This window comes from Chryseotalea sp. (assembly GCF_057350905.1).
The window spans coordinates 65,511-88,463 of sequence record NZ_JBMRCF010000006.1 but is presented as its reverse complement, the minus strand read 5'-3'; the positions used below and the strand labels follow the sequence as shown (position 1 = coordinate 88,463).

Here is a 22,953-nt window from a genome sequence, read left to right as displayed (position 1 = left end):
TGTAGTGAGTATAGAAACAGCAGGAGGTACATCCGTGCATGACATGCAAACATTTGAGTTGATTCGTTTCAATGATAGTTTTGTAAGTCAGGAGCTTGAACTAGAGGCAGGGGCTTATAATGTTACCAAATTTTTTGTTACAGATGCTGATCAAAATGTGTTATATGCCACACCTTTGGAAAATTCTCCTCTAGCATCATTAGTAACGAATCCCCTCCCTGTATCGTTTGTAGTTAATGCCGATGGCGCCACTACAGAAGTGTTTATGGAAGCTGTAAATGTGGCCGAGACCTCACCTGAAGATTTTGGTTATGCTACCTTTTTACTGGGACTTATTGATTACAAGTCATTTGAGGTAAATGCGACAGTGGCCGATGAAGATTATACAGGCTCAGTGAACGGTCTCTTTGAAGCCTTTGCAAAAAATGCTCAAGGGCAGATTGTTTGGAGTAAATCTTGGAACATAGCGGAGAAGATAGACATAGCAGTTCCAATTGCTGAACGTTATAGTTTCAAATTAACCAAGGCGGGGCACATTCCACACGAGCAACATTATAAATTTGAAATGCTTAAACAAGCGACCAAGTTAAGTTTTGAATTAATTCCTGAGGATAGTGATGACTTTATTGTCAAGCAGTTTCCTGGAAAAGCAACAGTTTATTTCCCAGCTGATAAAGGAAAATTGTATACGCGAATTGACTTATTAGAAGATTATGCTCTGAAAGTTGATGTTATAGATTTGGATCGTCATGTCAATAATTTGACGGGGGAACATCCTGCTGGATATTTTTACGCATTAGTAACATTTGTTAACAATCCATTAGAAGGAGAAAATAATTCAAGCTTGTTCGTGGATCGTGCAGTAAACTTACTCGGTAATAAGCCCTTTGTTGATGCATATGACCTTCGTAACATTCCTCTCTCATCTAGTGAATCCTATTTCTTTGAAGAATTTGACAGGGATGCCAAAGTAGATAGTGTAATTATGATGTACGAACTTACTAACAATAAGAATGAAGGTCATTATCAGGTTTGGCCATTTAAGCCTGATTTTTTATCGTATTGGTGCTCAAAAGTATCATCCAATCAATGCGCTAGTTTGACAAACAAAGTTAATCAATTCAATTTCTATTATAATAATCAAGAAACATTAGCTGATCAAAACAGCCGTAGAATAGGCACACAACATCATCGTGTGGCATATTAACTTAAAATAGGTTGTAAACATGGACGATGGGTTAGTGAAATGGATTCACTAACCCATCTTTTTTTATTGAGTGCCACTGGCGTTTGAAGTTTTATCTTCTCATAAAATGACCTGTTCTTGTTGTTTTAGATTAGGACGCTTATTGTACGATTTTGAACAATAGCTATGATTACTTTTCTTAAAGGTATGTAACAGCGTAAGAAAAAATACGCCATTTTGGGTTACCCAAATTGAGGTTTCGAGGTCTAATCGGTACAAATACTTTTTACGCATGATTTTTGTAACCAACACGTTTTTGCAGAGTTCTTAATCACATAGACCCACCACGTATGTTGACAAACTACATCAAAGTAGCCCTCCGCTCTATCTTCCGAAATAAACTGACAGCCTTTATTAACATTGCCGGTTTAGCATTAGCTCTCCTTTGCGCCTTGATGATATACGTATATGTAGATGATGAATTACAGTATGATCGATACAATACGAAGGCAGACAGAATCTATAGGATGACGCGCAACTTCCTGTCACCGGATGGATCTGTCAATCTTCATCTGGGTCATGTGGCACCGCCTTTCGGGCCTTTATTAAAGAATGATTTCGGTGATTTTGAAGAAGTGGTAAGAACACTGCAAACACGTGCACTATTAGCGTATCGGACGGAAGGTGAAGAAGTAAAATCGTTTAATGAAGAGAGGCTTTTTTATGTAGAGCCTGAATTATTTAAGGTATTCGACATACAAGTAAGTGATGGTAATCCTGATAAATTATTACACGATCCCTTCACCGCGATGCTTTCGAAAGCAACAGCAAAAAAATATTTTGGTGAAGAACCTGCAGTAGGCAAGACTTTACGATTGAGTAATAATTATGATCTAGCGATAACGGGTGTATTCGATGATCTACCGCGACAGGCACATTGGCATCCTGAAATTTTAATTTCTTTCTCCACATTAAATGATAGCACAATTTATGGAAGAAGGAGATTGGAGACCAATTGGGGTAATAATTCTTTTGGTACTTATGTTTTGGTAAAAGAGGGATTCGATCAGAAAGTGACAGAGGCGCAGTTCCCAGATTTTTTGGATAAACACATGGGGCCGCTGTTAGCTGCCAATAACGGACCGCTTCCTTCTACATTCACTAAGATTTTCATGCAAAAAGTTACCGATATTCATTTGCACTCACATCTGGATTCGGAAATTGAAACAAACGGTAACATCACCAATGTTTATATGATGTCGGTGATTGGAATTTTCATCATACTCATTGCCTGTTTTAACTTCGTTAATTTATCCACAGCGAGAGCAACCAAACGCGCCAAGGAAGTGGGTATGCGTAAAGTATCCGGAGCGTTAAAGCAACAATTGATTACACAATACCTGAGTGAATCTGTACTGATAGCCTTGTTTGCATTAATTATCGCTCTTGGCTTTTCCTGGTTCGCCATGCAATGGTTAAATGATTTCACAGGAAAGTCCATTACGCTGAATTTTCTAACTGATCTACCACTGACAGGAAGTGTATTTTTATTTACAATAGTGATCGGCATCATTGCCGGTATTTATCCTGCTTTTATTATTTCGGGTTTTCAACCTGTGCAGATATTAAAAGGGCAGAAGGGATCAGCAGCAGGAAAAGGAGGTATTCGCAAAACACTTGTGGTGGTTCAGTTTACAATATCTATCGTGCTGATGATTGCTACTGCCATTACTTTTCAACAACTTAATTACCTGAATAACAGAGATCTTGGGTATGCCAAAGATCAGGTACTGACTTTGCGATACTTTACAGATTTATCAGATAACTATGATGCTTTTTATAATGAGGTATTGAAGCACTCTTCTATAAAAAATGTTTCCCGATCTAGCAGAATACCGACTGGACGTCTACTTGACTCACAAGGGGCAGCACAAATACAGCAAGGTGATTCCATGAGCACAGCGAATGTAATTTTAAAGAACATTCGGATAGACCATGAGTTTTTTGATACATATAAAATACCTATTGTGGCAGGCAGGAATTTTTCAAGAGAAATACTCACTGACGATTCCCTCGGTTTCATATTAAATGAATCGGCTGTAAAAATGCTTGGCCTCAGCAGCAATGATATACTAACTCGTGATTTTCAGTACGGAGGAGTAAGGGGTCGTGTAATTGGCGTAGTGCGTGATTTTCATTTTGAATCATTGCATGAAGAAATTATTCCTATGGTCTTTCAGGCGTCTTCGTTTTACAACAGAATTTCAGTGAAGATTTCCGGTAACGATATGCAGACTGCAATTGCTCACTTGGAAAGTGTTTGGAAAAGTTTTATTCCTCATCGCCCTTTTGAATATGACTTTCTAAGTATGCAATACAGACAACTGTATGAGGCAGAACAGAAACAAGGCCAATTGTTCACAACCTTCTCTATACTGGCTATTGTTATTGCCTGTCTGGGTTTGTTTGGTCTGGCCACTTTTAATACCATGCAGCGCGTGAAGGAGATTGGTATTCGCAAGGTACTGGGTGCCTCTACGGCTCATATCGTTGGTATTCTTTCTAAAGAGATTATTATGCTGGTTATTATAGCCAATTTAATATCATGGCCGCTGGCCTGGTATTTTATGGACAAATGGCTGGACGGTTTTGCTTACAAAGTGAGTTTAAACCTTGGCATTTTTGCTTTGGCTACTTTTGCAGCATTGTTGGTAGCTTTATTAACAGTGAGCTCTCAAACTATAAAAGCTGCGCTGACTAATCCAAGTAAGACGCTCCGTTATGAGTGATTAGTTTTGAACAGCGGCTGATTATTAATTGTCCATTGCCTATTGTCAACTTTTGATATCCCATTGTCTATTACTTACTCCCTCCTGACTCCCTCCCCAACAGTCGCTTGACCCGCACAGTCAACTCTGGCAAGCTAAAGGGTTTTACCATGTAATCGTCAGCACCGAGTTCAAAAGCCTTTAGTACATTATCTTCCAGTCCTTCGGCAGAGAGTACCAGGATTGGGGTTTTAAAGCGTTGATCTTTTCGTACAAACGAGATAATCTCTAACCCAGAATGAAAGGGCATCTGAATATCAGTAATGATTAGCTTAATATTGTTGAGTTTTATATGCGCTAGGGCTTCTCGTCCATCAACAGCCACGATAACTTCTCCGAGCCCTTCTCGCTGCAGTTTAAATCGTATGATATTGATTACGACAGGATCATCATCGCACACTAAGATCTTCATAGGCAGTAGTATAGTGTATTAGTTGTTTTTGTAATTCATATATAGAGCTAGTGCACAAGCGACATAAATGATTTTGGAGTCGTATGTCCACCGCAGCAATACCTTCCCTTTTAATTAATTCAGCTATCAGCTCACACTGCTCCTTAAGTTTTGCATTGCCCGCATACCCCAGGGTTGTTTTTATTTTATGATAGGCTTCCTTGTATTGCTTTTCTTCCTGTGCTTTTACTGCAAGCAGAAAATCTTGTCTGAAGCTTGCTAGGTTTTCTATGAAGGAGCCTAATAAGGCCTGCGCAAATGCTGAATCGCTTTCCAGGTAGCTTGATAATTCTCTCATTTGTTTATTTTGTTTGGTAAGTGTCTTTTTAATTTGGTATAAAGCTCAGCGGGGTTGAAAGGTTTTGTAATAAAGTCATTCATACCCACGTCCAATGCCTGATTTTTTTCTGAGAGCATGGCAGATGCTGTGAGTGCAATGATGGGAACTTCATCTATCTCATAACCAATTTCTCTTATTTTTTTCGTGGCTTCATACCCGTCCATGATGGGCATTTGTAAGTCCATTAAAATAATATCTATACTTTGCCTCTGTAATAAAGCAATCGCCTCCAATCCGTTTTGCGCATGATGCACAATCACGCCCCAGTTTTTCATGATCTTTTTAGCGATCAGTATGTTTACCTGGTTGTCTTCTGCTATTAAAATGGAGATTCCTTGTAAGGCTTGAAAGTTTTCAATAGGAATATCACTTTTCAACCGTGATTCATTGTTTAATTCTTGTTCACACTTTACAAAGCCAAGTATGAAACTAAATTCTGAACCGACATTAACTTCACTGTTAACATGAATTGCACTGTTTTGCAATTCAAGTAAACGTTTGGTAATGGCTAGCCCTAAACCAGTGCCGCCAAACCTTCGGGTAATGGTTGCATCTACCTGACTGAATTCTTTGAAGAGATGATTTTGCTTTTCAAGCGGAATACCGATGCCAGTATCTTTTACCAGGAATTTTATATAAACCTCTTTATCCAGAATACTTTCCACCTGTACATCGATGGTAACTTCACCACTATGCGTGAACTTAATGGCATTGCTTACAAGATTATTAAGAATTTGCGCTAATCGTACCGGATCACCATTAACCATTTCGGGCATATCGTCATCCCGTTTCAGTTTTAATTTTATTTGCTTATCCTGAGCTTTCAGGTAGTTGGCGTTTTTTATTTCTGAGAGTAGGGTAATCAGGTTGAAGGGTACTTGTTCGATGGTTATTTTACCTGCTTCAATTTTACTGAAGTCCAGGATATCATTTACAATGGACATTAGATTACTTGCGCTAAATTTTAAAGTTTTAATATATTCTATCTGATGGGGTGCAGGATCCTCTTCCATAAGTAAATGAGCGATTCCTGCTATACCATTTAAAGGTGTTCTTATTTCGTGGCTCATGGTTGACAAAAAATCAGCTTTTGCTTTACTGGCTTCTTCAGCTTTTTGTTTCTCAGCAAGCAGTAATTTTTGTTGTTTTCTATTTTCTATTAAGCTGATAACGGAATGACTTAAAGTAGTCAGTGCTTCGCGTTGCGCTGCGGTGAGTAAGCCAGGCTTCTGGTCGATAACACATAGCGAACCTATCTCATATCCTTCTGCTGTAATTAAAGGCGCTCCCGCGTAAAACCGAATATGAGGGTCGCCAAGCACAAAAGGATTGTTGCAGAACTCAGGATCAAGACTGGCATCTGTTATTTCTAAAATCTTTTTGCTTTGTATTGTTCTGTTACAAAAAGCAGTATCTCTATCAGTGCATGAAATTTCTAAGCCAATACTTGATTTTATCCATTGTTTATCCGCGTCAATAAAAGTGATATTGGCAATCGGTTTGTCGCAAATGATGGCAGCTAAGCGAGTAAGTTCGTCAAATTCTTTTTCAGGAAGCTGATATTTGATAGCAAAGCTTTTCAGTGCTGCTAATCTTTCTTTTTCGAATTGAGAGTCGGTTATCAGCATGGTATTAGTAGATCATTTTAATGGATAAATGCATGTCGTGAGGAGCAGGCAATGTTCCGCCAAAGTATGGCCATAACATGTAATACACGCCTTTATTGCAATCGGCACTTCGTGCGATGCTTACTGATTCCTGATTGTTCAGCTTGAAGAGATAGGCATCCGGGGTTAACGCTATTTCGTATCGGTTTTCTTTTTCAAGTTCCACCACACCTATAAATTTTTCAACACGTTCACCATTTACATAACAGTAGGCATATATCTCCATTTGATTGTTAAACCATTGCCAGGTAAATCGGGCACTATTTTCATGATGCATGCAGTTGCAGTCAGAAAATCCCAGAAGCTTATTCTTTGAATCCTGGTAGCCACTTTCTTCAAAGATGTATCGGCACGAATTATCGAACTTTGCGTAAAAGGCAAGTCTTGAACTTTGCAAGCTCTCTACCAGCCTTGGTGTTGCATAGTGTTCACCTTCTTTCAAATGAAAATTCCGATAAAGGTCTGCTTCTGGTTCGCATGCTATAAATAATAAGCCTGCCAATAGGAATAATGTGATGATGCATGTCTTCATAAAGTTGTCTGGTTAAAAAGACTGATTTGTGTTTTAATTGAAAAGGCAGGATAACCTTGTCTGTAGCTGCTAGCTACACCCACAGCTAACCACTTGGATACTTTAATTTTTGTTTCAAGCGAAGGCACGATGACCACAAATTGTTCATCCATTAAACCAGCTCTCAGCATGGCATAAAAACATATTTTTTCAGATTTAGCGATTGATAGGGTTGTAAATGCACCGTACCAATATGACTGCTCACGATTATTTTCATTGATAAACTTATTGAGACTGTTTTGGTAAAAGGGACCAATAGCCCATTGTTTTTTACTTTGGTAGCCCATCATAAATTGTGATTCAGTATCAGCCACTGTTTTCTCTATACCGGTGCTTAACACAAGTGTCTGCGCCTGAACAGCAGTGGAAGCAAAGAGTAAAATGATGAGTAGTGTTTTCATAAAATTAAGCTGGAATAGCTATGCTAAATGTTGAACCTTCGTTTTCTTTAGAAATCAAAAAAAGCTGACTATCTGATTTTTCTACCAGGCGACTGAGTTGAAAAAGACCCATACCTAAACCAGTTGAATGTTCGCTGCCTCTATAAAATGGTTTGAATATGTTCGGTTGGATGGTAGCAGGTATTCCTATGCCGTTATCACTTACCTGGAGTAGCATAAAATGATCCTGAACGTCTATGTTTAGTTTTATTTGTTTCTTTTTCTTGCGTTTATCCTGAAACATCACTGCGTTGTTAAGCAAGTGTGTAAGCATTAATGGGAATGTATAGGGGTCTATATTTTGTTCTGTTGCTTTTATGTTTTTTTTCAATGTTATGGATTTCTGATCGAGCATTCCTTCAAAACTTTTCAGCACATGATTGGTCATCTCTTCGCAGTCGCCAGCTACTTTTTCAGTAATGTGATGGTTGGTTATTAAGAACTCTTCTAACGACTTTAAAAGCTTTTCCATTTTATCTGTTGTGCTGTTGATACGTTCAAGGCACTCATGTATTTCTGCTGTATGCGGTTGTAGTTCAGCCACCTGTACAAGCCCCTTAATCGATGTAATGGGTGATCGCAGATCATGTGCGCAGCTTGTAATAAAACGATCGATCAATTGATTAGCATCCATAACTATAGACGTTTTGATATTAATAGCCTTTTAAGCGATTTGCGCCAAAACTTACACCCAGGTTAAAACTCCATTGACCTGAAGTTTGTGTTTGCCTGAAATCGTTAGAGGCGATTGTACTGAAAGGTTTATTGTACTGCGTAGCGGCAAAGAGCTTTACGAAATCATAGTTGTTCATTATGTTGATAGCAATGCCGGCACCTACTGAGGCATTGTATACATCAAGCTTGCCGAGGTAGGGCTCTCTGGAAACACTGTAGTTTACCTGTGCATTTTCTTCTTTTGTATAGTAACCATAAAGTTTGTAGTAATTTTTAGTTACGCCTGCTGAGAAATATGGATTAATTCTTGAATCTCCCTTTGTAATGGCACGAAGCGGGTAGAATTGAGAACTCGCTTCCATCTCAATCAAATCGATGGTATGTTTTACACGCGCAGCTGAGTAATAGTAACCAATAACAAGTTTTGTTTCGAATGCACGGCTGCCCCATACTAAACCCGCTGAACCACCCTCTTCTAAAGCCTGCATACCATCAATAGCAGTATAGTTACTGGATAATGTGGATGAGCGTACCCCGAAGGATACCGTGAATCCAAGGTGATCTTTTTTAACAGATGCTACATCGCGATTATTACTGCGTAATAATTGACCCTGCGCTATTGAGGCTATAAATAAGGAGCTAAGAACTACTATCCCTTTTAATGCTGAAAGACTTGCCGTTGTTTTCATATGTCTTACCATTTATTCGTTTTGGTAAGACAAAGGTGCAGGCTTGCTAAAGCTGATCCGACAGGGGATTCCTGATTTGCAAGAAATCAGGAATCCCAGCAAAAAGCCTTAAAACAATGGGATTCTTGTGTTTGCCTTGCCTAAAGTGCTTTGTAGATCATAAAAACAACGATGTGTCTAGGGGAATCCCTGATCAACATCTGTCAGGAATAATGAATTGACTTCAGTAAAGCTTAGATTATTATTGTGCTGGAAAGATGATTAATCAATAGAGATGATATTATTTTTGATTGCATACTTAATCAACTCTGTATTGTTTTTGAGTCCGAGTTTGTCGAGTATATGCGTTTTGTGGGTCTCCACAGTTTTTACACTAATAAATAGGCGCTCTCCAATTTCTTTATTTCCAATACCCTCAGCCACGAGTTGTAATATTTCACTTTCGCGCTTGGTCAAGCCCTCAGTAATTTTCCTTTCGCGCTTCTTGCCACTCTTCTCATGTTCGTAAAAATCTTCAAAGATGAGTTTGGTAATGGCTTCTGTAAAATAACGTTCACCTGCCTGAACAGTTCGAATAGCCAGCAGCAGAATATCTTCTGATGCATCTTTAGGTATATAGCCGTCAATACCTGATTTAATACCGGCAGCTACAAATTCTTTTTTTACTTCTGTTGAAAGTAAAATTACTTTTATTTTATTGTCTTGTTCTTTAATCCATCGTGTTGCTTCTATACCAGTCATACCTTTCATCACGATATCCATTAGGATAATATCAGGTGATAGTGTTCGTGCCAATCCAATGGCTTCCTCACCGGTTGAGCAGAAACCACAAACTGCAATATCATCCACATTACTTAAGAGCGATCGTATGCCTTCTCTCACTAAAGTATGATCGTCTACTATTAAAATATTTATCATAATTTTTACTTCTCCCGATTAAGTAACAGATGAACCGTTTCAGTCAGTTCCGTGCTTCTGCAAGGTTTCTTCAAGTATGCGCTTGCTCCGGCATCCATTCCTTTTTGATGATCTTCGGGCGTAGCCTTTGCTGAAAGTATAATAATAGGAAGATTTTCGCCACCGGCCGTATTCCTGATCTTGCTGATTAAGTCCAGCCCGTTCAGATGTGGCATAACAATATCGCTGATAATCAGATCTGGTCTTTGTTGTTTAAAAGCACCCAAACCGGCCAGGCCATCACGCTCCCACTGTACATTATAACCCTCCATGATGAGAATATCCCTGATGTTCTCTCCCAGGTCTTCAGTATCTTCAACAAGTAGGATGTGCTGGGGCATGGGTCGACTATATCAGCTTAAATGATTTTTTGCATAAGCAAATTACACAATTTGTTAACAAAGCCCCATGTTAGGAAGTGAATTTTCTACGCATACGTTGTTTAATTGTTTTAGTCAATTTTTTTCACGACCTTTTATAGGTTAGACTATCTTTTTTGTCTTTACGTATTGATAAAATACACTTTGCTTCCCCCAATGCACATGAAAGATAACAGCTATTTTTTGGCGGCATTCAAAAACAACCCTATCCCTACAATAATCATTGAGTTTTACCAATCAGTTTTTAGTGTTGTCTCTGCTAATGAGGCATATTGTTTATTAGCAGATTTAGGAGAGGATCAAATTGTAAATGCTAATCCATTTGACTTACTGAAGCTGAGCCGATTTGAATTTTCAGCTACAGACTACTTGCTTATCGAGGAATCTATCCTGAATTCACTCAAGAGTAAAAAGACAGATAAGCTTATACTACAAGTCAAAACGAAGCAAGGCACTGCTGCCCAGCTTGAAATCTTGAATAATGCTATTGAATCCAGTGGCAGTACGCATCAACTAATTGTACAGACATTACGCGCAGATTATTCTTCAACAAGAACGGAGTACGATGCTTACAGTTTAACTAAGTACAAAGTCATCATTGATAATTCGCCCAGTGCCATTTTTTTATCAAAGCCGGATGGTACCATACTTGAGGCGAATAAGGCAGCGTGCGAATTGTTTGGCTATACAGAGCAAGAACTTAGGCAAATTGGCCGATTGGGTATCATTGACCATAGCGATCATATTGCACAAGAAAAATTAAAAGAACGAAAAGAGAAGGGTAGAGCCAGGGGAGAGGTTATTGGAATAAAAAAGGATGGATCACGCTTCCCGGTGGAGTTCTCATCAGTCATTTTTACGGATGATGATGGTGAACAGATAGCCTCTACCACCATGCAAGAAATAAGCGAACGAAAAAATATTGAAGAACAATTAAAAAAGAGCGAGCAACGTTTTAAGAGCCTTGTTCAGGATGGATCAGACCTGATAGGTATCCTGGATTTATCCGGAAATTATTCCTATGTAAGTCCAACCTCATTATCTGTGTTGGGTATGATGCCTGAAGAGTTTGTTGGTAAGAATGTATTCACATTTATTCATGAAGCTGATTTACCATCTATACTATCAAACTTTAACAGAGTAAGTAGTGAAAAGCGTATTACGATCGGCCCCTTTCGCTTTAAGCATAAAGATGGTACGTGGCGATGGATAGAGACTACCTTGGTTAATTTGTCAGATGATCCGGCAGTAAATGGATTGGTTGCTAATTCACGGGACGTAACAGAAAAAATTGAAGCTTTTAAATCGCTTCATGAAAGTAACGAGCGGTATCGTTTTGTGACCAAGGCAACCTTAGACGCCATCTGGGACTGGGATCTGGTAACGGATACAATTTTCTGGGGTGAAGGATTTCAAACCATGTTTGGTTTTAATCTGAAGAAACTGGGAAGTGATAGTACCACCTGGACAGACCACATTCATCCAGAAGATTTCAAACGTGTTGTAGGAAGTATTAACACACTGATACAGGGGAAGAGTAGTAAATGGAGTGCTGAATACCGTTACAGAAATGCCAAGGGTGCATATGTTTTTGTTTTTGATCGTGGCACTGTGCTACGCGATGGAGATGGTAAAGCCATACGCATGGTCGGATCGATGCGCGATATTTCTCAGCACAAAAGTGAAGATATTCAAAAGGCACTGTTGGCAGAAATAGGTCATTTATTTGGTAACCAGGAGAACGATCTTTATCACATCTGTAAGCAGGTGGCAGAGACCATCAGAAAATTCACCAATGATCAGCTTGTTGAGATTTGGCTCCTTAGTCCTGACAAAAAGAAAATTTCATTATTTGCCATGGTAAGTGATGATCCGACATTACAACAATTTTATGATGAGACCCGCAATATTAAAACCTTTGTGAAAGGCGAAGGCTTACCAGGTGTAGTTTGGGAAAAAGGTATCGTTCAAAAGTGGGAGAGTGGTCCTAAACATGAAAAATTTGTTCGTGGCCATGCAGCACAACTTGTCGGACTTAAAGAAGTGGTAGGGGTACCGTTAATTTATGGTACTGAATTTATTGGTGTTTTAGTTTTGGGTTCAATTAAAAGTGTGGTTGAAGAAAGAATTGTTCAACCTGTTTTTTACGGATTTGCTGACCGCCTGGGTGCTGAAATAAGAAGAAAGCAATTAGAAAATGAGTTGAGTCAGATTTTTAATACTTGTCCGGATATCATGTGCATTACCGGACCGGATGGTTATTTTACTAAAGTTAATCCCGCTTTTTGTAAGCTGCTGGACTATACCGCTGAGGAACTCATATCGAGACCTTTTTCTGAATTTATTTACGAAGAAGATTTAGTTCAGACAACAACTGAGTACACCGAAACAATTGATGGTTCGCGAAACGCAAATAATTTTATTAACAGGTATGTCAGTAAATCCGGAAAACTGAAATGGATTTCATGGAGTTCTTCCCCTTTTCTAGGTGAAGGTCATTACCTATTTGGATACGGCAGAGATGTTACTGCTACCAAAGAGCTTCAGGATTTATTAGATGAGGCAAACAGATTAGCCAGGATTGGTGGGTGGGAAGCAAATCTTGAAACAAATACTGTTGTGTTTTCAGATATGACCAGAGAGATACATGAAGTTGGAAAAGACCATGTACCCACACTTGAAAACGGCATTCAGTTTTACAGGGAAGATGTAAGACACCTTGTTGAAAGCTATGTAGATGTAGCTATAAAAAAAGGAGAACCCTGGAATTTTGAACTTCCTATTATTACTGCCAAAGGCAACGAACGCTGGATCAGAAGTATAGGCAAAGCGGAGTATAAGGATGGGAAATGTATTAGGTTGTATGGAAGTTTTCAGGACATACACGCGCAGAAATCAGCAGAAGAGAATTCTTTGAAAGCCCTCAGAGAAAAAAATGCTATCCTCGAAAGTATTAGTGATGCTTTTATTGCGGTAGATAATCATTGGGTTATTACTTATTGGAATAAGGAAGCGGAGGTAATTTTAGGTATGACCAAGTCCGCAGTACTGGGTAAAAATTTATGGGATGTATTTGCCGATGCTATTGACAGTATCTTTTATCATCAGTACCACACAGCCATGAAAGAAGGTGTTGCTGTACATTTCGAAGCCAGGTATGAAACACTTGATATGTGGGTGGAGATCAGTGCATATCCTTCAGCCAATGGATTGTCTGTGTATTTTAAAAACGTAACAGACAGAAAAAAAACAGAGCAGCAGGTGCAAAAGATGTATAATGAACTGACTGCACAGGCCAAGCAGTTGGCCCTATCTAATGCAGAGTTAGAACAGTTTGCCTATGTAGCATCCCATGATCTGCAAGAACCCTTGCGCATGGTCAGTAGTTTTCTTACACAATTAGAAAAGAACTACAAAGAGCAATTGGATGACCGTGCTAAGCAATACATCCATTTTGCCGTTGACGGAGCACAAAGGATGAGACAGATTATCCTGGACTTATTGGAATACTCACGAATATGAAGATTGAAGCAAAACAAAGAAAGCATAGACCTCAATGACATTGTAAAAGAGTTACTCTCTTTATATAGAACACAGATCAACGAGATCCCGGCAGAAGTAGTTGTGCAAAATTTACCACAACTTTATGCGAGTAAAGCACCTATACGACAGGTATTTCATAATATTTTCAGCAATGCGCTTAAATACCACAATAAGGCAGTAAAAACAATTATTAAAATTGAAGTAAAAGAAATGGAAAAAGAGTGGCTTTTCTCTATTTCAGATAACGGTATAGGCATTAAAGAAGATTACTATGATAAGATATTTGTCATTTTCCAACGACTTCATACCAGAAACGAATACCCAGGAACGGGTATGGGCTTAACAATTTGTAAGAAAATAATTGAAAACATGGGTGGAAAAATTTGGGTTAAGTCTGAAGAGGGGCAAGGAAGCACCTTTTATTTCACCCTTCATAAGAATACAGATAATGAACGCTTACTATCAGGATTTTAGTTACTTTTGGTTATTAAGTTGGCGCGGCAATCTATGGCTACAGATAAGCATATTTTAATGATCGAAGATAATGAAGGAGATGTGTTGCTTACCAAAGAAGCATTGAACAACAGCAAAACTTCTATCAGAATCAGTGTAGCCAGAGATGGTGCAGCAGGTATTGATTTTCTGGAAAATCAAATGCGTAATCCACGCCCGGAATTGCCTGACCTTATTTTATTGGATATTAATCTTCCCAAGAAAAGTGGTCATGAAGTACTGGAATTTATTAAAACACATGCTTCATTCAAGCAGATACCCGTTGTGATGCTGAGTACTTCATCCTTACCCGATGATATTGCCAGTTCTTATGCGAACCATGCCAATTCATTTGTTACAAAACCAATCGATTTAGATAGCTTCCTGCACGTAATTGCACAAGTAGAATACTATTGGCTAAGTGTAGCCAGGCTGCCGGGCAACTTATAGAACTAAGCCAGCAGGAAGTAGAGGGAAACGCCTATTGTCAGGATTACACCAATGCCCATCGAGATAACGCATTTACCCATACTGGCTAAATCTTCCTCACAGGCTTCTGTTTCGTCCTCCCATTCTAAATGCTCCTGACCAGACCTATCGATTAATTCAGCGGATTTCATACCATTTTTTATATAACAAAATTGGGGATTGCTATACTAAAAAACATCAGAGATGCTATGATTTATGGTATCAGGGATTCCCTGATTTTTACTGAAGACTTAATTTTCTATCGGTAAAAGCACGCGTATAGAAGTGCCCTCATTAATTTTAGAGTGAATAGTGATCTCTCCCTGTAAAAGGTCAACAGCTTTTTTTACAATGGATAAACCGAGTCCAGTTCCTGATATACTTGTGGTGTTGCTACCCCTGTGAAAGGCCTCATAAAGTTTGGGCATGTCTTCCTCGCTAATGCCGATTCCCCTGTCACTTACCTCAATCATCAGGTTGTTACCTTCACTGACAAGCTTGAAACCTACACTCTCTTTTCCGGGCGAAAATTTTATGGCATTGGTTAAGAGGTTGATCAGGATATTACGTAAAAGTTTTTCATCCGTCTGAATTGCCTCTTTTTCACAGGCATATATTAATTCGATTCTATGCGAGTTTTTGGTAGAGTATTGTACTTCCTCCTGTATCTTATCAATTAACGATTTGAGCTTAATAGTAGATTTCACTACCGGAATTTTGTTCAATTCCGTTCTCCCCGCCATGATTACATCTTCCAACAGTGCCGCCATGTGCACAACCTGCTTTTCTATTTTCTTGAGTTTACTCTTGATTTCATCTTTATCTAATCTCTCCAGGTAGTCATGCAGATAATCAGCAGCAAAGCGAATGGTTGAAAGAGGGGTTCTGAATTCGTGAGAAGCGATCGCCACAAATTGATTTTTTAGATCCACTAATTGTTTCTCTTTCTTGATGGCTTCTTCCAGTTCTTTTGTTCTTTCCTTTACAAGTGCTTCCAGCTTATTTCTGGTTATTTCTTCTGCTTTAATAATCAGTTCCTGATTGTGCTTTCGCTCAATGGCATAGCGAATGGTTTTTTCTAGTAGTTTTTCATCATACTCGCCTTTTACCAGGTAGTCTTGTGCGCCCTGTTGAAGCGTGTTTGCGGTAACTTCTTCATTGACTAAACCCGTGAGTACGATAACAGGTGTATGCGCTGATAGCGGAAATATTTTCTTAAATGTATTTATGCCCTCACTATCAGGAAGGAATAAGTCCATCAATATAAGTTTGAAGTCCTGCTCCTTAAGCAGCACCTCTGCATCTGATATTTTTTCCGCATGAAAAATTTGATAGCGAGGCAGGGCCGTCCGTTTCAGAAATTCCTTGATCAGAAAAAAATCACCAGGATTGTCTTCAATGATTAATATTTTTTGTTCATCAAGGTTCTGTGACATGCAGTGGGTAAGTCAGTGTTTAGGTAATCTTACAATACTGATCCAATAGTCTTGATTGGCACTCACAATATGTAAGAACTTATCCAGATCAACTGGTTTAGTAATATAGCAATTTGCGTGGTTTTTATAAGCGGCATCAATATCTTTTTCTGACGATGAGGTGGTGAGCATCACTACAGGTATGGATTTAAGATCAGGATCAGCCTTAATTTCAGTGAGCACCTCGATACCATCAATCTTTGGCAGGTTTATATCTAGAAGGATGAGGTCGGGTTTTTGGGCATTCGTAAATTTTCCTTCTTTCCGAAGGAAGTGGATCGCCTCTTCTCCATCTCTGACTACTGATATATGATTCTTGATTTTTCCAGTAGTTAGTGCCTCACGGGTGAGTACAATGTCGCCTTCGTTATCTTCTACTAACAGTATATGAATTTCCATATTTTGCACATGAGATGCTGAACCAATTAAGTAATTTTAGTGGGGAAAATGTATTTAGACTTAATATGCTTGAATTGCTGCTTTCCCTATTGTTAACTAAAGCTAACATTCTTAGGTCAGTTTTCAAATTTGGAGTTGAATCAGGCAATAGAATGATCGGTAATGTTCTTTTTAAGGGTAAAATGGAAGTTGCTGCCCTCTCCAGGAATTGACTCCACCCAGATATTACCACCATGCATTTCAACAATCTTCTGGCAAACGGCTAAACCAATACCGCTTCCGTTGTAATTTTTTGATGTATGTAGTCTTTTAAATATTTTAAAAATATCCCGATAATGCTCTGAAGCAATGCCAATGCCATTGTCTTTCACCGAAAAGTAAATATGATCATTAAACTCCTTTGCGGTTATCTCAATTTCCGGTATTGCGCTACTTCTATATTTTATTGCGTTAGCAATCAGGTTTTGAAACAAGCGTATAAGTTGAGACGCGCTACCAAGTAACTGCGGCATATTTTCGCCAATATGGATAATGGTATCTGTTTCTTTAATGAGTGGGTGCAAGTTAGTCATGGCCTCTTTCAAGATGGTTTTGAGATCACAAAATGAAAAATACTCACCCACACTTCCCGTTCTTGAAAATTCTAAAAGGTCTTTAATCATGATATTCATACGCTGAGCACCCCCACTTGCATAGTCCATGTATTGCTTTGTCTCATCATCTAATTTATCCTCAATGCGCATACGGGTGAGTTGTAAGAAACTGCTCACCATGCGTAAGGGCTCGTTCAGGTCGTGGGATAGCGCATAAACAAACTCCTCCATTTCTGTATTCTTAACAACCAGTTGCTGATTAATGGTTTCAATCTTTTGTTGGGAAGCTTTTAACTCCCGTATATCCCGCATGATGGATGAGTAGTAAGTATTTTCTTTTGCGCTGGCTTTGTGGTAGAGAATTACATGAGAAACTGGGAATTCTTTTCCATCTGAATAAACGATAGTGGATTCACCTTTCCAAAAACCACTTTCCCGTGCCAGTTTCAAGGCAGTATTTTGGATAAAGTCATACGATTGTTTGGTGAAAAAATTTGTCATCGCGAGATGATCAGGAATACCTCCCTGAGTAAGCCCCAGGATATCGTAAACCGCTTTGTTGAGATAAAGTGGTTTTCCGTTATCATTAAAAATAATAACAAGGTCTGTGGTTACCTCAATAATAGAGCGTAGCCGACTTTTTTCCGATTCAGCTTTGTCTATTTGTTCACTGATAATTCTGGATAGATAAATAGTGACAAAGGTTACCAATATCATCGAAGCGATGGCCACCAGTGAAATGACAAGTGCTTCATTAGGGAAGTACCTGTCTCGTACATAAGTTTGAAAAGCACCACTGGCCAGAATGAGGAATGCCGTTAAGGGTAGAAAGGCTCTTAGTAAACGCGCATAGGTTTTCTGTCCGTAAAAGAGTAACAAAGGAAAGGCCTCATATCCATTGCAGATAAACAGTGTGATGCTTGTAAGCAAAAAGCATAAGCCTGTAGGAAGTGCAATGGGAATTGTAGTGTCCCCATATAGAATGGGCGTATCATACAAGTACCCCACCAATACAACCAGGGTTGTAAAAAAGGATAATACTGAAAAAGTACCAGAAACAATGCTGGCATATTTTTTGGAACTTTGTAAAAAGAAAAGTGATAAGGAACTTAATATAAAAAGCCACGCAGTAATGGGCGACATCCGGCCTATCGGCACCAGACCAAACATAACATCATCACTTACCAGTTTATCTTCAATGGCAAAACCAGGTACACCGGCCACAGCCAATAATGCGTTGGCAGAGAGTATAATTAATATAATGATGAATACGAGTACAAACCAGCGAAACTTGTTTGTACTATACTGCAAACTAATGGCAGTGCTTAAAAATAGAAAAGAAGTGGCTGTCATGGGTGCCATGGGTATGTAGGCCGTAGAAAGACTGGCGAGTATTAACTCATCATTAATCCAACCTATCCATGCCAATAATGACATGATCACAGTCAAAGCAATACAGATCGTGAAAAGCCAACGCGATAATTTCATACTATTTAGACAGCGTAAAATGAAATACGGATCCTTCCCCCAATTTAGAAGTTACCCAGATTTCTCCGCCATGATGCAGAACAATTTTTTCACAAATAGCCAGTCCCAATCCCGTCCCTGAGATTTCTGACTTTCTATGCAGACGGCTAAACATGCCAAATATTTTTTTGTAATTATTCTCCTCAATGCCTATACCATTATCGGCAATGGTGAAGTACCAATAGCGCGATTTTGCCTGGCATGAAATGGTAACAACAGGCAATTTTCCTTGTGCCTTAAATTTAATGGCGTTACTGATCAGGTTTTGAAAAAGACTTATTATTTCTGTTTTAGATACACTAATTGTTGGTAGCTCCCCGACTACCTTAATGGTGGCATTTGTTTCAGCCACTTGATTGCTAAGATTTTGCTTAACCTCTTCAAGAAGTTTATTAAGATCGATTGATTCTTTGATAGTGCCTTCTTTGCCAAGAGATGAGTGATCTAGTATATCCACTATCAATTGGTTCATTCTTTTACTGCCATCTAAGGCTATGTCAATATATTTCCTTCCATCCTCATCCAGGGCTGCAGCATAGTCTCTCTTCAGTAAACCCATAAAACCTGAAATCATTCTCAGGGGCTCTCTTAAGTCATGGGAAGCAAGATGATTGAGTTGTATAAGTTCATCATTGCTCTTCTCAAGTTTTCTTTGTGTTTCCTGTAGCGTTCTGTTGGACTTTCGCAGTTCGAAAAGTTTAACTACCTGGTTGGCCAAAACTTTAAGTGAATGCAGTTGCGTAGTATTAAGTACTTTGGGCTTATTGTCAATTACACACAGTGTTCCTAATGCGTAGCCTTGCGGGCTTACCAGTGGTACACCTGTGTAAAAAACAATATTAGGATCATTTTTGACAAGCGGGTTATCAGCAAATCGTTTATCCAGCCGCGCGTCATGTACCTCTAAAATTGTATTGGGATTATTAATGGCATGGGCACAAAAGGCTTGTTGTCTTGGGGTTTCTGTTTGGTTGAGACCGTGCCGGGATTTAAACCACTGCCTGTCCGGATCCAGCAAGGTAATGAGTGAAATAGGTGTTTCACAAATCTCCGTTGCAAGTTGCGTAATCTCATCAAAGTTTTCTTCGGGTTCTGTATCCAGTATCTGGTAATCCTCGAGTACCAGTAATCGTTCTGCCTCATTCTTGGGTATTTCCGGAATTATCATTTTATCTGCTTTGCTAGTGAGAAACTAAATATACTTCCTTTTCCTACTTCAGATTTTACACTGATGGTACCGCCATGCCGTTCAACTATTTTTTTGCAGATGGCCAGACCTATACCTGTTCCAGCATAATTGCTTCGGGTATGTAAACGCTGAAAAACAATGAATATTTTTTCATAGAATCGTTGGTCGATGCCAATACCATTGTCTTCCACTGTGAAATGCCAATGTGTTTCATCCTCATGCGCTTTGATCGTAATAAAGGGTGTCTCTTCTCTTCTGTACTTGATTGCGTTGGATATCAGATTTTGAAATACCTGTGTCATTTGTGATGAAACAGCAACCACTACAGGTAGTTTCTCTACAATAATCCGGGCATTATTATCACTGGCATAGGGATTTAAGAGCTGAATAATTTGTCTGACAGTATTGTTTAGATCTACACTTTCATATCGTTTGGCTTGCGTGTCAATGCGTGAATAAGCTAACAAATCCAGAATGAGTTGCTTCATGCGATCGGCACCATCCACTGCATAATTGATGTATTCTTCACCTTGCGCATCTACCACCGATTGATACTTCTTTTTAAGTAGTTGCAGAAAACTGCTGACCATCCTCAGGGGTTCTTGTAAATCATGCGATGCTACATAAGCAAAACGCTCTAACTCCTGATTTGAGATCGATAATTCCTGCGTTTGTTTTTTAAGTTCTTCGTTCAACTGCTTTAATTCATCAGCATTGCGCTTTAATGAAGTAATGTCTTGCATATAACCGTACCAGACTACGGTATTTTCATCTTTGCGCTCTGGTCTTGAGCTGCCTTGTATCCACCTGTCTGAATCTGTACGAAATTCTATATTCCACTCTGTTAAATGTTGATAAGATTCAATAATGGAATTATTGAAAGCAAGCCGGTCGTCTTCGTGCACAATACTGAATTCTGCAAGCGTCTGTTGCATCATGGTATCTGCATTCAACGAAGGCCAGATTGTTTCAATGCCTTTGCTTACAAAAGGCAAACGCATGTTGCCCTTATTATCCATTTCAAATTGATAGATTACGGCAGGTACTTTATTGGTCAACTTGATTAGCTTCTCATGATTTTCCTGTATTTTTTGATCAGCCAGTACCCGTGCTGTAATATCTCTTGAGTTGGTAACAATACCCCTTATGGTCGGATCATCGTTTAGATTTGTAGCGACTGTCTCAATCCATTTCCACTCACCAGTGTAATCCTTAAACCTGAAGGGCGAAATTTTAATATTAGTAATTGTTGCTATCTGAGCAAATTCACTTTTTACGCGATCAACATCTTCGGGGTGGATTAAATCAAAAGCATTTTTATTCTCAAAATAGTTTTCCGGATAACTAAGCAGAGGGCTGAAGGTGGGACTAACATAACTATAGTCACCTCTCAAATTGATGATAGCAATTAAATCTCCACCTGATTGAACCAGTGAACGAAAACGCTGTTCATTATTAATCAGTTTAAGATTGGCTATGCGCTGTTCGGTAATGTCATGACAAGCTACGATCATTGACTTGTGTGCTTCAAAATCAAGTCGATGCCCTGTGAGGGCTACATCAATAATCTGCTTGTCCTTTTTCTGATGTTTCCATTCCCCAAGCTGTATACTTTTGAGTGATTCAGCGATTATTTCAGGTTTAGTAAGATAGTTTACATTCGAATCCACATGTAAGTCTTTAACAGACATCTGCATAAATTCTTCTCTTGTATAGCCGTAATGATTTATTGCAGACTGATTTACCTCGAGGATTTGTAATGTTTCTAAATCATAGATTAGTTTGGGTAAAGGACTTTTATCAAATAGGATTTTATATTTCTCTTCTGATAGTTTTAGCGCGAACTCTGCTTTTTTACTTTCTGTTACATCTCTGAAATATACAGTTAAGCCATCCAGTGATGGATAAACATGACTTTCAAACCATTTGTCGTACAGGGTATGATATTCTTCAAACTGTGTATACTCCTGCTTTACCATGGCTTGCTGATAGAGGGTATAAGACTTCTGATAAATACTATCAGGAAATTCAGTCCAGATGTGCTTACCAATGAGATCATCATTTTTGTAACGAAATATTTCGCAAGCCCGCTTGTTCAGGTAAGTAAACCGCAAGTTTGTATCCAAGGAAATGAAGGCGTCACTGACACGCTCCAAAGCTGATTTGTAATTTTGTTGGGTAACCATTAGCTCTTGTGCCTTGGTTTCAACAAGCTCTTTTAATTTAAGCGGCTTTGCTGATAATGAATAAGTATAGGCGCCAGCGAGTACAGAGGCAAAAAGGCCTACAATAGAAAAGAGGATAAGCCCAAGCGTTACTGATTGTTGTTTTTGATTACCAACATAAAGTGTCCAATCTCCTTCTGCAATACGAACACTTACAAACTGACTGCTTTCATGAATATTAATACCTTCAATAAAAAATTCTTCCTCTTTTGAATCGGGATTTATTTTTGAGAACTGATATACAAAATTCGCTCCCGGTGAAGAGTTGATGTTAGCAGCGAAAAGCAGGGTATTTAATTTAACAATAGTGGTAGCAAAACCATAGAATTCATTTTCAATAAAAATGGGCAAACGACCAACAATGCCAACACCACCTTGTTTTAATTTGAGCGGACCTGCAAAAAAGAGTGCTTTCTCTTCAAGGGCTCTAAAGGCCTCCTTATTTCTCGAAGAGTCTGCAAGAATATTGTAACCAATAGCCGCTTCGTTGCCTTTTAAGGGATAGACGTGAGTTATAACGCCTTTCTGCGTGAGTTGCAAAGCATCTACAAACTGGTTGGCTCCCAGAATATTTTGTGCAATCCTGTCAAAATCCTCAGGCGCGCCATATGCTTTAATAATAAATGATAGTGTTTGTGTAGCAGATGCGCTATAGGCAAGCGTAGTTTGAATATTATCTTTAATTTTATTGAGCTCCGATGAAATGCGTTGCCTTTCACTTTCATGATTAATCTGATACTGTTGGTAGGTTAGCATTTGTGTTAATGCCAGGGTAAGTATAAACACTAACAGACCAAGCAAGATTGGTTTTTGTTTTAATGCATCGATTTTTAATACCATGAATGAGCCTAATAATTA

At 38.8% G+C, this 22,953-nt stretch carries 20 protein-coding genes; 5 read left to right on the top strand and 15 right to left on the bottom strand.

The features are described from left to right. The first annotated feature begins 4 nt into the window (after positions 1-4). Together ACO1XM_RS07885 and ACO1XM_RS07880 are read left to right on the top strand one after the other, a co-directional pair. Positions 5-1,207 (top strand): hypothetical protein, encoded by a 1,203-nt coding sequence (locus ACO1XM_RS07885; RefSeq protein WP_486227610.1) that lies wholly within the window; start codon positions 5-7, stop codon positions 1,205-1,207. A gap of 329 nt (positions 1,208-1,536) precedes the next feature. Next, positions 1,537-3,975 (top strand): ABC transporter permease, encoded by a 2,439-nt coding sequence (locus ACO1XM_RS07880; protein ID WP_486227608.1) that lies wholly within the window; start codon positions 1,537-1,539, stop codon positions 3,973-3,975. Positions 3,976-4,045: 70 nt separating this feature from the next. Here the strand turns inward: ACO1XM_RS07880 and ACO1XM_RS07875 are convergent, their stop codons facing one another. The 9 genes from ACO1XM_RS07875 to ACO1XM_RS07835 form a co-directional block, all read right to left on the bottom strand. Continuing rightward, complete coding sequence (locus ACO1XM_RS07875) at positions 4,046-4,426, bottom strand: response regulator transcription factor (protein WP_486227606.1); 381 nt, start codon at positions 4,424-4,426, stop codon at positions 4,046-4,048. Then, entirely contained in the window at positions 4,404-4,763 is a 360-nt protein-coding gene (locus ACO1XM_RS07870; protein ID WP_486227604.1) for a hypothetical protein, read from the bottom strand. The genes ACO1XM_RS07875 and ACO1XM_RS07870 overlap by 23 nt, the downstream gene beginning before the upstream one ends. Further along, positions 4,760-6,433, bottom strand: coding sequence for a response regulator (locus tag ACO1XM_RS07865; protein ID WP_486227602.1), 1,674 nt, complete (start codon positions 6,431-6,433; stop codon positions 4,760-4,762). The genes ACO1XM_RS07870 and ACO1XM_RS07865 overlap by 4 nt, the downstream gene beginning before the upstream one ends. Positions 6,434-6,437: 4 nt before the next feature. Beyond that, positions 6,438-7,004 (bottom strand): hypothetical protein, encoded by a 567-nt coding sequence (locus ACO1XM_RS07860; protein WP_486227600.1) that lies wholly within the window; start codon positions 7,002-7,004, stop codon positions 6,438-6,440. Continuing rightward, positions 7,001-7,444 (bottom strand): hypothetical protein, encoded by a 444-nt coding sequence (locus tag ACO1XM_RS07855; protein WP_486227598.1) that lies wholly within the window; start codon positions 7,442-7,444, stop codon positions 7,001-7,003. The genes ACO1XM_RS07860 and ACO1XM_RS07855 overlap by 4 nt, the downstream gene beginning before the upstream one ends. 4 nt (positions 7,445-7,448) lie before the next feature. Then, the gene (locus tag ACO1XM_RS07850; protein WP_486227596.1) at positions 7,449-8,117 is read right to left on the bottom strand and encodes a sensor histidine kinase; all 669 of its coding nucleotides are present in this window, start codon (positions 8,115-8,117) and stop codon (positions 7,449-7,451) included. 19 nt (positions 8,118-8,136) lie between these two features. Continuing rightward, positions 8,137-8,847 (bottom strand): hypothetical protein, encoded by a 711-nt coding sequence (locus tag ACO1XM_RS07845; protein WP_486227594.1) that lies wholly within the window; start codon positions 8,845-8,847, stop codon positions 8,137-8,139. Between the two features lie 261 nt (positions 8,848-9,108). Next, entirely contained in the window at positions 9,109-9,765 is a 657-nt protein-coding gene (locus ACO1XM_RS07840) for a response regulator transcription factor (protein ID WP_486227592.1), read from the bottom strand. Positions 9,766-9,770: 5 nt separating this feature from the next. Beyond that, positions 9,771-10,145 carry a response regulator transcription factor gene (locus tag ACO1XM_RS07835; RefSeq protein WP_486227590.1) on the bottom strand — a complete coding sequence of 125 codons (375 nt, stop codon included), beginning with the start codon at positions 10,143-10,145 and terminating at the stop codon, positions 9,771-9,773. 201 nt (positions 10,146-10,346) lie between these two features. On the opposite strand from ACO1XM_RS07835, the gene ACO1XM_RS07830 reads away from it, so the two are divergent. Genes ACO1XM_RS07830 through ACO1XM_RS07820 form a run of 3 tightly spaced genes read left to right on the top strand, consistent with a single transcriptional unit; the run spans position 10,347 to position 14,669 of the window. Next, positions 10,347-13,706 (top strand): PAS domain S-box protein, encoded by a 3,360-nt coding sequence (locus tag ACO1XM_RS07830; RefSeq protein ID WP_486227588.1) that lies wholly within the window; start codon positions 10,347-10,349, stop codon positions 13,704-13,706. Between the two features lie 3 nt (positions 13,707-13,709). Beyond that, positions 13,710-14,201, top strand: a complete 492-nt coding sequence (locus ACO1XM_RS07825) for a sensor histidine kinase (protein ID WP_486227586.1) — start codon at positions 13,710-13,712, stop codon at positions 14,199-14,201. 33 nt (positions 14,202-14,234) lie between these two features. Continuing rightward, positions 14,235-14,669 carry a response regulator gene (locus ACO1XM_RS07820; RefSeq protein WP_486227584.1) on the top strand — a complete coding sequence of 145 codons (435 nt, stop codon included), beginning with the start codon at positions 14,235-14,237 and terminating at the stop codon, positions 14,667-14,669. A gap of 2 nt (positions 14,670-14,671) precedes the next feature. Here the strand turns inward: ACO1XM_RS07820 and ACO1XM_RS07815 are convergent, their stop codons facing one another. The 6 genes from ACO1XM_RS07815 to ACO1XM_RS07790 form a co-directional block, all read right to left on the bottom strand. Next, the gene (locus ACO1XM_RS07815) at positions 14,672-14,839 is read right to left on the bottom strand and encodes a hypothetical protein (protein ID WP_486227582.1); all 168 of its coding nucleotides are present in this window, start codon (positions 14,837-14,839) and stop codon (positions 14,672-14,674) included. Between the two features lie 99 nt (positions 14,840-14,938). Next, a complete protein-coding gene (locus ACO1XM_RS07810) occupies positions 14,939-16,123 on the bottom strand; it encodes a sensor histidine kinase (protein ID WP_486227580.1) in 1,185 nt (394 codons plus the stop codon). A 12-nt stretch (positions 16,124-16,135) separates the two neighbouring features. Further along, positions 16,136-16,561, bottom strand: coding sequence for a response regulator (locus tag ACO1XM_RS07805; protein WP_486227578.1), 426 nt, complete (start codon positions 16,559-16,561; stop codon positions 16,136-16,138). 140 nt (positions 16,562-16,701) lie between these two features. After that, positions 16,702-18,642, bottom strand: coding sequence for a sensor histidine kinase (locus tag ACO1XM_RS07800; protein ID WP_486227576.1), 1,941 nt, complete (start codon positions 18,640-18,642; stop codon positions 16,702-16,704). Between the two features lies 1 nt (position 18,643). Beyond that, positions 18,644-19,849 carry a sensor histidine kinase gene (locus ACO1XM_RS07795; RefSeq protein WP_486227574.1) on the bottom strand — a complete coding sequence of 402 codons (1,206 nt, stop codon included), beginning with the start codon at positions 19,847-19,849 and terminating at the stop codon, positions 18,644-18,646. Next, positions 19,846-22,935, bottom strand: coding sequence for a PAS domain S-box protein (locus ACO1XM_RS07790; protein WP_486227572.1), 3,090 nt, complete (start codon positions 22,933-22,935; stop codon positions 19,846-19,848). Before ACO1XM_RS07790 ends, ACO1XM_RS07795 begins: the two co-directional genes overlap by 4 nt. Between the last annotated feature and the right edge of the window lie 18 nt (positions 22,936-22,953).

Excerpts from the sequence above, each read along its gene's own strand:
- ACO1XM_RS07810 (WP_486227580.1), bottom strand. The coding sequence starts at position 16,123 with ATGTCACAGAACCTTGATGAACAAAAAATATTAATCATTGAAGACAAT.
- ACO1XM_RS07830 (WP_486227588.1), top strand. The coding sequence starts at position 10,347 with ATGAAAGATAACAGCTATTTTTTGGCGGCATTCAAAAACAACCCTATC.
- ACO1XM_RS07855 (WP_486227598.1), bottom strand. The coding sequence starts at position 7,444 with ATGAAAACACTACTCATCATTTTACTCTTTGCTTCCACTGCTGTTCAG.
- ACO1XM_RS07790 (WP_486227572.1), bottom strand. The coding sequence starts at position 22,935 with ATGGTATTAAAAATCGATGCATTAAAACAAAAACCAATCTTGCTTGGT.
- ACO1XM_RS07880 (WP_486227608.1), top strand. The coding sequence starts at position 1,537 with ATGTTGACAAACTACATCAAAGTAGCCCTCCGCTCTATCTTCCGAAAT.
- ACO1XM_RS07845 (WP_486227594.1), bottom strand. The coding sequence starts at position 8,847 with ATGAAAACAACGGCAAGTCTTTCAGCATTAAAAGGGATAGTAGTTCTT.
- ACO1XM_RS07865 (WP_486227602.1), bottom strand. The coding sequence starts at position 6,433 with ATGCTGATAACCGACTCTCAATTCGAAAAAGAAAGATTAGCAGCACTG.
- ACO1XM_RS07835 (WP_486227590.1), bottom strand. The coding sequence starts at position 10,145 with ATGCCCCAGCACATCCTACTTGTTGAAGATACTGAAGACCTGGGAGAG.
- ACO1XM_RS07805 (WP_486227578.1), bottom strand. The coding sequence starts at position 16,561 with ATGGAAATTCATATACTGTTAGTAGAAGATAACGAAGGCGACATTGTA.
- ACO1XM_RS07860 (WP_486227600.1), bottom strand. The coding sequence starts at position 7,004 with ATGAAGACATGCATCATCACATTATTCCTATTGGCAGGCTTATTATTT.
- ACO1XM_RS07820 (WP_486227584.1), top strand. The coding sequence starts at position 14,235 with ATGGCTACAGATAAGCATATTTTAATGATCGAAGATAATGAAGGAGAT.
- ACO1XM_RS07815 (WP_486227582.1), bottom strand. The coding sequence starts at position 14,839 with ATGAAATCCGCTGAATTAATCGATAGGTCTGGTCAGGAGCATTTAGAA.
- ACO1XM_RS07800 (WP_486227576.1), bottom strand. The coding sequence starts at position 18,642 with ATGAAATTATCGCGTTGGCTTTTCACGATCTGTATTGCTTTGACTGTG.
- ACO1XM_RS07850 (WP_486227596.1), bottom strand. The coding sequence starts at position 8,117 with ATGGATGCTAATCAATTGATCGATCGTTTTATTACAAGCTGCGCACAT.
- ACO1XM_RS07870 (WP_486227604.1), bottom strand. The coding sequence starts at position 4,763 with ATGAGAGAATTATCAAGCTACCTGGAAAGCGATTCAGCATTTGCGCAG.
- ACO1XM_RS07840 (WP_486227592.1), bottom strand. The coding sequence starts at position 9,765 with ATGATAAATATTTTAATAGTAGACGATCATACTTTAGTGAGAGAAGGC.
- ACO1XM_RS07795 (WP_486227574.1), bottom strand. The coding sequence starts at position 19,849 with ATGATAATTCCGGAAATACCCAAGAATGAGGCAGAACGATTACTGGTA.
- ACO1XM_RS07875 (WP_486227606.1), bottom strand. The coding sequence starts at position 4,426 with ATGAAGATCTTAGTGTGCGATGATGATCCTGTCGTAATCAATATCATA.